The sequence below is a fragment of the Okeania sp. SIO3I5 genome, assembly GCF_010672085.1.
Classification (GTDB): Bacteria; Cyanobacteriota; Cyanobacteriia; order Cyanobacteriales; family Microcoleaceae; genus Trichodesmium.
Map to the genome: position 1 here is coordinate 180,210 of NZ_JAAHHT010000001.1, position 9,068 is coordinate 189,277.

A 9,068-nucleotide genomic window follows, 5' to 3' on the forward strand; every position below is an offset into this window, starting at 1 on the left:
TGCGGTGATTCTCAGAATGCCGACAGCGCCTTAGCCAAGTCCAGACTGCTAATTGGCTCCGTTCTCTTTGTAGTATACTAGAAATCAAAATGATATTAACCAAATTGTCCAGACTGCTAATTGGCTCGATTCTCCTTGTATCTGTGGCGATGCTTGTCATGAGTTTTAGCTCGACAGCTCCCTCCTATGCTGCTACGTCACAATCCTTGAAAAATATTGCTGCACAAAAGCCTCCACTGAATATGGCTTGTCGGAAGGAATTAGCTAAGAAGTTCAATGCATATAGTGCTGGAACTTGCGTACCTTATCTACCCAATAAATGTAACAAACCATTTCTACCTACGCTTGTTGGCGATCCATTACTAGATAGGCCTCAAAGACCAGGAATTTGTTATATTTGCTGTAACAAAAAACCTCTATAATAAGTTCTGCGCTACACGATCTAGAGCGTCGGTCCAGTAGAAGTCGTTGACAAATAAATAGGGTTTGCGCTCAAAAGTCTCTAGAGCGAACGATCGAGGTCACACAGCGCCGAATGGCAGGTTTTGCTGTCGCCTTGGTTCCCCAAAAACCCGATCGTAACTGGCGCAAATGCAAGGTTGTTGAGCCTAAGGGTGTCATATCAAATCCGGTTAAACAGTTATAGATTGATTCAGTCTTGATTGAGTAAGGAGTAAGGAGGGGAGAGGATTACAAAGATTGAGTAATTATGACGATTTGAGATTTTTTTTATGTCCAATTCCCTCGGATTTGATATCATTTTTTGACTTTAGCGATCGCCTATGATAAATTCAGGACTTTCGCAAATTCCTAGAGGACGAATCCCATTCCTAGAGGGCGAATGCCATTCCTAGAGGGCAAATGCCATTCCTAGAGGGCAAATGCTAGATATGACGGTTCCGGGTAAGTCCGGAAATTATTTTATTGATTCACTTATTACTGTTACTGTACCTTACTACCCTTGAAAGTACTGTAATTTTTCTGTTCCTGATAAAGTGACTTAAATAATTGCTGTCTTTTTTTATGGTCAACAATAGGCGGAGGATAACCTACACCGTCTCTTTCATCCTCTGGAATTTTACCAGTAACTAAATATTCTGTATCTACATTCCGTAACTCTGAAACCCACTGCCGAATATATTCTGCTTCTGGGTCATATTTTTGTGTCTGAGATGCAGGATTAAATATTCTCAAGGGTTTTGGGTCCATGCCACTGGAAGCACTCCATTGCCAACCACCATTATTAGCAGAAAGGTCGCCATCTATTAATTTCTGCATAAAATATTTTTCGCCCCACTGCCAGTTAATAATTAAATCTTTGGTCAAAAAACTGGCCACTATCATCCGGCAACGGTTGTGCATCCAACCTGTTTCGTTTAACTGACGCATAGCAGCATCAACAATAGGATAACCTGTTTTGCCTTGGCACCAAGCTTGAAAATATGCTTGATTATTCTCCCAAGGAAAATTTTTCCAATTTTCTCGGTAAGGACCTGTTTCTAATTGGGGATAATGGTACATAACATATTGATAAAATTCCCGCCATGCTATTTCTTTTTGCCAGGTTTCTATATTTTCAAATGCTTCATCGCTACGGCAGTTTTCAATTAATTCTTGAGTTTTTGCCCAAACTGTACGAATACCAATGGCACCAAATTTTAAAGCGGGACTTAGTTGAGATGTTCCATCCATACTAGGAAAGTTTCGTTGTTCTTGATATGAATATATCGCCTCATTGGAAAATGTTTCTAATTTTTCTAATGCTGCTATTTCTCCAGGTTCAAGAATCAGTTCATTTTCCCAATTAAATCCTAATTCTTTAGCAGTGGGTAAGTCAATTATTCCTATTTGTGTTGTCTGTTGAAGTTGCTCTTCAGTTAATCCTTTGAGTGAGGAAATATTAACTGGAGCGGATTTTTTTTTGCTATTCCAATTTTTCCAGAAAGGAGTGTAGACAGTGTAGGGTTTTTTGGTGCCAGTAAATATTTCTTCTGGGGAATGCAGGAGTTGGTCCCAAAAAGTTTTTACTTGAATATTTGCAGCTTCTAAATTTTTTGTAACTTGGCGATCGCGTTCCTTACTATAAGGTTCAACATCTAGGTTCCAATACACAGCTTTTGCCTCTAGAAAAGTTGCTAATTTTGGTATAGCTTCTGTAGGTTTTCCTGAGATTATTAATAGTTGACTTCCTATCTGTTTATAGCGTTTTTGGAGATGTTGTAAACAACCAATCATATAAGTAACTCTGGCAGGAGCAATATCGTCTCGTTTAAGAATATTTTCATCAAGACAAAATATGCCTACTACTGTTTGGGTTTCTTCAGATGCTTGTGTCAGTCCGATATTATCTGAAATGCGTAAATCGCGCCGATGCCAAAATAGAATTAAGTGAGACATTTTGTTTTAGTTTACTGTTAATTTTAATCACAACCGATCAATTAAATTACTTCTAACGATACTAATCCTCAATTATTTTTGTCAAAAAACTGTAGGGGTTTGGTCTCCAAACCCAAGGCTAAAACCGATAAGTTAAATTACTTTTAACGATACTAATCCTCATTTATTTTTGTCAAATATTTTTGTCAAAAAACTGTAGGGGTTTAGTCTCCAAACCCAAAGCCAAAACTGATAACTGAAATTACTTTTAACGATACTAATCCTCAATTATTTTTGTCAAAAAACTGTAGGGGTTTGGAGACCAAACCCAAAGCTAAAACCGATAAGTTAAATTACTTTTAACGATACTAATCCTCAATTATTTTTGTCAAAAAACTGTAGGGGTTTGGTCTCCAAACCTAAAGCCAAAACTGATAACTGAAATTACTTTTAACGATACTAATCCTCAATTATTTTTACCCAAAAACTGTAGGAGTTTGCTCTCCAAAACCAAGGCTAAAACTGATAAATTAAATTACTTCTAACAATACTAATCCTCAATTATTTTTGTCAAAAAACTGTAGGGGTTTGGTCTCCAAACCCGAACTAATAGCTGAATGCTTACGATAAAAACGGTTTTGCTAAAAATAAGCTACAGATTGATTTAGCATCTACAAATTCTCCCTCTAAAATAGCTTTTTCTAATTCTTCAGGAGTCATTAAAACTGTTTCCATATCTTCATCAATATCTTGTGCGGGAGGATTTTCTAACTTCTCTAAATCTTCTGCCAAAAAAGCATAAATAAATTCATCTGAATATCCGGGAGCAAGGGGAAATTCTCCTAATTTTTGCCATTTATTTGCTCGATAACCCGTTTCTTCTTCTATTTCTCGTTTGACAGTATCAGCAGGATTTTCATTTTCCTCAATCGTACCTGCGGGAAATTCTAAAAGTCTACCTTGAACAGCAAATCTATATTGTTTTACTAATACTAATTTCCCATCTGAAGTAACAGGAATACATAAAGCTCCTCCAGGATGACGAATACATTCCCAGTCTCCTTCAACTCCATTAGGTAGACGTAGATGGTTAACATCAAAGTTAAATTTCCTGCCTTTATATAGGAGACGTTGTTTAATAATTTGGGGTGGTTCTTGATTTTGCATAAAATATAATAAACATAAGCCTCAACTATAATATCATCTTTGTATGAATACAGGTTAAATTAATAGCTGACCATTTATGGCTGAATGCTGACTTTAATTAGTTATCTACAAATAAATCAATCAAATGGCAAATATTGTGAGTTATAAAAATTTTAGGTATAGCAGATTTGAGTTTAAGTGGCAGTTTATTTTTATCTAAAATAGGAAATATTAGATGTTATATCTCTTCTGTTATCAAGAGGTTAAGCATTAAGTTTTAGTAGACTAAAGTAATAGTGAATTTTTGTACAGTGAGAGAAGAAAATTATATAATGTTTGAATAAGAGTATGATGAAAATATTTATTGTCTCCCTTATAGAACAAATATTTCTATTTTCCCTACTCCTCTAGTATCTTAATACTAAATGTTAAACTGAAAATAATAGGCATTGCTGAAATAAGGTATGAAATTCCGATAAAAGTAAGATTAATCATAAGGAAAAAAGCTGTTTTAACTATTTACTACTGTACGGGCGATTCCCTCTTCGCCCCTACTAAAAATCATACAATCATTCACCAACGCCTGGAAATGATATTCGGTCTTAGAGTTAGGCGATAAGGTAAACTTTTTTAATCGGTTACTTACCGAAAAATTAATGTACAAAGCCTCTCCATTCATGGAGAAAAAGCGGTCGTTAATCAAGTTTCCCGTAGGGTGGCATGGATGGGTTACCTAAACATATCCAATCTCTCCTTGAGAAGAAAAAAATTCCTTTTAACCCAATCCTTCTATTACAGAAGAAGTAATTATTAATTATTAATTGTTAATTATTAATTCTTGAACTATCTTATGATTAAATTAACTGATAACTTATAAAATTATTCAAAACAAAATAAAAATATGGTTAATAAAATAATTTGGTACATAATTGGTGGAACTCTTTGGGGTATTTTATTCTGTGCTGCTTTAGCTGGTTTATTGATTGGAATTAATCAAAATTTAGTCACTATTGTAAGTTCATTATTAATCAGTATTTTGTGGTGTACAGTTATCAGCCTAATTTGGAAATCATTAATGGCTAGACAAGATGAATCTAGCAAAAATTATATAATAGCTGGAATTGTTGGTGGTTTTTTTCTAGGCAGTGCCCTTGGAGGATTAATGTTAGCAATATTAAATCGGGATGCTAACTATGGTAAAGCTTATTTATTAGGAGCATTTCTCGGAGGAAGTTTTGGTTTTGTTTGGAGTTTATTTAAACCTCCTATGTTTTTAGGAGGCACAAGAATTTGGGGTAAGTCTGGAGCAATTTTAGGCGCAATTTGGGGTTCTTTTTTCGGCACAATTATAGGTATAGTTGCCACAGTTTGCTTACTGTTTTGGAGTAAAACAAATATTGATGTTAGTGCTGATAAATTACCTCAATTATTAACAGCTGTTTTGATTTTTGGTAGTGGAAATGGTGCTATTGGTGGAACAATATCAGGAATTATATTCGGTGGATTAATTATGGCTCCTCCTTTACCTTTAGCATTAGAATTAATTGGGATAAGAGGTGCAATTGTCGGAGCAATTTGGGGTTGTTTTTTGATGGCGATCGCTTGGGGAATTCTTGGCGGAATTTTATCTATAACTATTGGTAATTATGTGTTTTTAAATTTAGGAATTACTGGTCAAATTACGTTGCTAAGAGGAGTAATTGTTGGTGCAGGTATTGGCTCAATTTGGGGAATAATTTCTGGTGCTTTTTGGGGTGGTTTTGGTAGAATTTAGAATTCAGAATTGAGAATTTAGCATTCAGAATTTAGAAGTTTAAAATTAGGAGGATGCTATAGAGAAAGTTATAGATAATACCACTTTGAAAAAAGAATGCACTGAAAACGTAGAGTTCTATCAGATATGCTTAAAAATAGCTGCTCCAATTTACTTTAGATATTTATCTATATCGTTTTTCTATAGCAATTTCTATACTGGTAAAATACAAAATTAGTAATTTTTAGGGAACAGGGAATAGGAATAAAGATAGGTGTACCTCATTAGCTTGAGAAACGCTATATTTCTTTCAATATTTACCCCTTCTTCGTTATTGCTTCTTCCTTCTTTCTTCGTAAACATTCAGCTATTAGTATTCAGCATTCAGCTTTTGGAGGTAATAACTTGATTTTGGTTAGCTTATGAGCTTTTTCTTTCCTACGAAATGTTGTGAAAACACAACTTTTAATTCTCCTTAGAGGCTAATTTTTGATAAACGTGACAATCAGTTATTAAATTAACTGATAGTTGAATGCTTACCTTTCTTCTTCCCTCTTCCTTAATTTCATTAATTTCTAAATTTAGGATTGACAAATTCATTCAATCCTTCTCCCAATAAAGATAACCCAACCACCATTAAAGTTAAAGTCAAACCAGGGAAAAAAGCACTCCACCAAATACCTGTTGGTAAAGCATCTAAAGCTAACCTTAAATCATTTCCCCATTCAGCAGTTTCAGGAGGTAATCCTAATCCTAAAAACCCCAATCCTCCTAATACTAAAACTGCATCTGCAGCATTCAAGGTAAACAACACAGGAACACTCTGAATAACATTTAAAAATAAATAACGAGTCAACACTCTCCAAGTATTAGCACCCATCGCTCTTGCCGCTTCAATAAAAAGTTCCGTTTTGACACTAACTGTATGGTTACGAACTACTCGATAATACTGTGGAATATAAGCAATACTCAGAGCGATCGCTGCATTTAAGATTCCTTTTCCAACAACAAAAGCTAAAGTTATGGAAAGTAATAATCCAGGCAAAGTATAAACAGTATCCATAAAAAATATTAAAATTTTATCAATTCTGCCTCCAAGATAACCACTTACCATTCCTAATGGCACGCCAATAATTAAACTTAATGCTGTGGCTAAAATTACAACTTGCCAAGCAACTTGTGCGCCGAATAAAGTTCGGGAAAAAATATCATAACCTTGACGACTTGTACCAAACCAATGTTTAAAAGAAGGTGCTTGATGTATGGGGTTACTGAGAAATTCTTGAGGGTTTTGGAGTAAGCCTAAATTTTGTAAAAGTGGGGATAAAATAGCAATTAATATAAATATAACTGTAATTGTTAAACCTACCCACATCATCTGCATTGAAATACTCGGTTTACTAGAAAAACTGAAAAATTTTGCTCTTGAAAATCTACTTGTCATAATCTGATAATTGCTCAAGTGAAGAAATAAGATTTTAGCATAATATTGATACCAAGTCCGATTTCCCTGTTTTCCCACACTCTGCTTTTTTGAGCAAACCCTAATTATCAATTATCTGCAAAATTTGAAGTAAATAGCAAGGATAATTAACACTAATTAGGGTTTACCGAAAAAATCCGTTGCTAAGGTTAGGAGTCAGGAGAAATGGGAATTATATAGCAGGGAACAGGGAACAGGGAACAGGGAACAGTTAGAAAAACATTTCCCAGTCTAAGGTTCATCATCAGTCCATGTCCTAAGCAACTCTTTCTCAGCTATAGAGAAATAATTATTAATTATTCATTATTAATTATTAATTATTTCTCCGTATCCAACCATTAATAGTAAAGCGACTATCTGCAAAATTTTTAGAAGGGCAATTTACTGGTAAAACTTCGTGCCAGTAACGACTAATAAAGAAAATAATACTGTTATTTTTCGGTGCAATTTTTTTGAATGAATTTGCCTGCTTATAGTAATTATTATCTATTTTTTCATCATATAGAACTAATTCTCCGCCAGAAAATTGTTTAGGTTGTTGATAAAAATAATAAATGTAGGTAATTTCTCTTTTAGCAACTTCTGGCATTCCATTATCATTATGTGTCTGATAATAATGACCATGATTATGAGCTGTTACTTGTGCTTCTATTTGAGCAATGGGAAATTCTTGATGACCAAGTTTAGTTAAAACTTGAGGTAAAACTAATTTAATTCGATTACTAATTCTCGCTTTGGAAATAGGCGCTAAATGTAATACTTTTGATTGGCGAAAGTTGGTTTCACTTAAGCTTAAGCTAGTAGTACTTTTTTCAAAATATGCTTCTAGTTTAATTACAGATTCGAGAATTTTTTGATTTTCTGACTGAGTTAAAAAATTCTCAATTTTTACACATTTTGATTGCAGCAGATTTTGATTGTATTTGTCACTCAGCATAATTCTTATTATGGGAAATAATTTTTACAATTTACTTTTATATATAGCGGTTTTTACAATAGAGAGTAACCTCTCACATTTGACTTTTTCTCCTATAAAAGTTTCTGAGTAGACTAGATTTTGCCAAGACAATTCTAGAGGGTTGAGTCAGACAGATTATCTGAATTTTTACTGACTGTTTCCAGAGGCAAAATTTCTGAAAGTAAAATTGAGAGTCACCTGCCACATTCGACTTTTTCTCCTAGAAAAATTTCTGAGTAGACTAGATTTTGCCAAGACAATTCTAGAGGGTTGAGTCAGACAGATTATCTGAATTTTTACTGACTGTTTCCAGAGGCAAAATTTCTGAAAGTAAAATAGAGAGTCACCTGCCACATTCGACTTTTTCTCCTATAAAAGTTTCTGAGTAGACTAGATTTTGCCAAGACAATTCTAGAGGGTTGAGTCAGACAGATTATCTGAATTTTTACTGACTGCTTCCAGAGGCAAAATTTCTGAAAGTAAAATAGAGAGTCACCTGCCACATTCGACTTTTTCTCCTAGAAAAGTTTCTGAGTAGACTAGATTTTGCCAAGGCATTTCTAGAGGGTTGAGTCAGACAGATTATCTAAATTTTCACTGACTGCTTAAAAAGCCAAAATTTCTGAAAGTAAAATAGAGAGTCACCTGCCACATTCGACTTTTTCTCCTATAAAAGTTTCTGAGTAGACTAGATTTTGCCAAGACAATTCTAGAGGGTTGAGTCAGACAGATTATCTAAATTTTCACTGACTGCTTCAAGAGGCAAAATTTCTGAAAGTAAAATTGAGAGTCACCTGCCACATTCGACTTTTTCTCCTAGAAAAATTTCTGAGTAGACTAGATTTTGCCAAGGCATTTCTAGAGGGTTGAGTCAGACAGATTATCTAAATTTTCACTGACTGCTTCAAGAGGCAAAATTTCTGAAAGTAAAATAGAGAGTCACCGACCACATTCGACTTTTTCTCCTAGAAAAGTTTCTGAGTAGACTAGATTTTGCCAAGGCATTTCTAGAGGGTTGAGTCAGACAGATTATCTAAATTTTCACTGACTGCTTCAAGAGGCAAAATTTCTGAAAGTAAAATTGAGAGTCACCTGCCACATTCGACTTTTTCTCCTAGAAAAATTTCTGAGTAGACTAGATTTTGCCAAGGCATTTCTAGAGGGTTGAGTCAGACAGATTATCTAAATTTTCACTGACTGCTTCAAGAGGCAAAATTTCTGAAAGTAAAATTGAGAGTCACCTGCCACATTCGACTTTTTCTCCTAGAAAAATTTCTGAGTAGACTAGATTTTGCCAAGGCATTTCTAGAGGGTTGAGTCAGACAGATTATCTAAATTTTCACTGACTGCTT

General features: G+C 34.5%; 5 protein-coding genes. 1 reads left to right on the plus strand and 4 read right to left on the minus strand.

All coding sequences use genetic code 11. The annotated features are described in order from the left end of the window. Nucleotides 1-942: 942 nt before the first annotated feature. Entirely contained in the window at nucleotides 943-2,397 is a 1,455-nt protein-coding gene (locus F6K40_RS00600; RefSeq protein ID WP_293129879.1) for a deoxyribodipyrimidine photo-lyase, 8-HDF type, read from the minus strand. Between the two features lie 600 nt (nucleotides 2,398-2,997). Then, nucleotides 2,998-3,543: an NUDIX hydrolase gene (locus F6K40_RS00605; RefSeq protein WP_293129882.1), complete on the minus strand. Its 546-nt coding sequence runs from the start codon at nucleotides 3,541-3,543 to the stop codon at nucleotides 2,998-3,000. Between the two features lie 880 nt (nucleotides 3,544-4,423). Here F6K40_RS00605 and F6K40_RS00610 point away from each other — a divergent pair. Further along, nucleotides 4,424-5,296 carry a hypothetical protein gene (locus tag F6K40_RS00610; protein ID WP_293129885.1) on the plus strand — a complete coding sequence of 291 codons (873 nt, stop codon included), beginning with the start codon at nucleotides 4,424-4,426 and terminating at the stop codon, nucleotides 5,294-5,296. A gap of 547 nt (nucleotides 5,297-5,843) precedes the next feature. On the opposite strand, the gene F6K40_RS00615 is transcribed toward F6K40_RS00610, so the two are convergent. Together F6K40_RS00615 and F6K40_RS00620 are read right to left on the minus strand one after the other, a co-directional pair. After that, nucleotides 5,844-6,719: an ABC transporter permease gene (locus F6K40_RS00615; RefSeq protein ID WP_293129888.1), complete on the minus strand. Its 876-nt coding sequence runs from the start codon at nucleotides 6,717-6,719 to the stop codon at nucleotides 5,844-5,846. Nucleotides 6,720-7,071: 352 nt separating this feature from the next. After that, nucleotides 7,072-7,695 (minus strand): 2OG-Fe(II) oxygenase, encoded by a 624-nt coding sequence (locus F6K40_RS00620; RefSeq protein WP_293129891.1) that lies wholly within the window; start codon nucleotides 7,693-7,695, stop codon nucleotides 7,072-7,074. Nucleotides 7,696-9,068 lie beyond the last annotated feature (1,373 nt).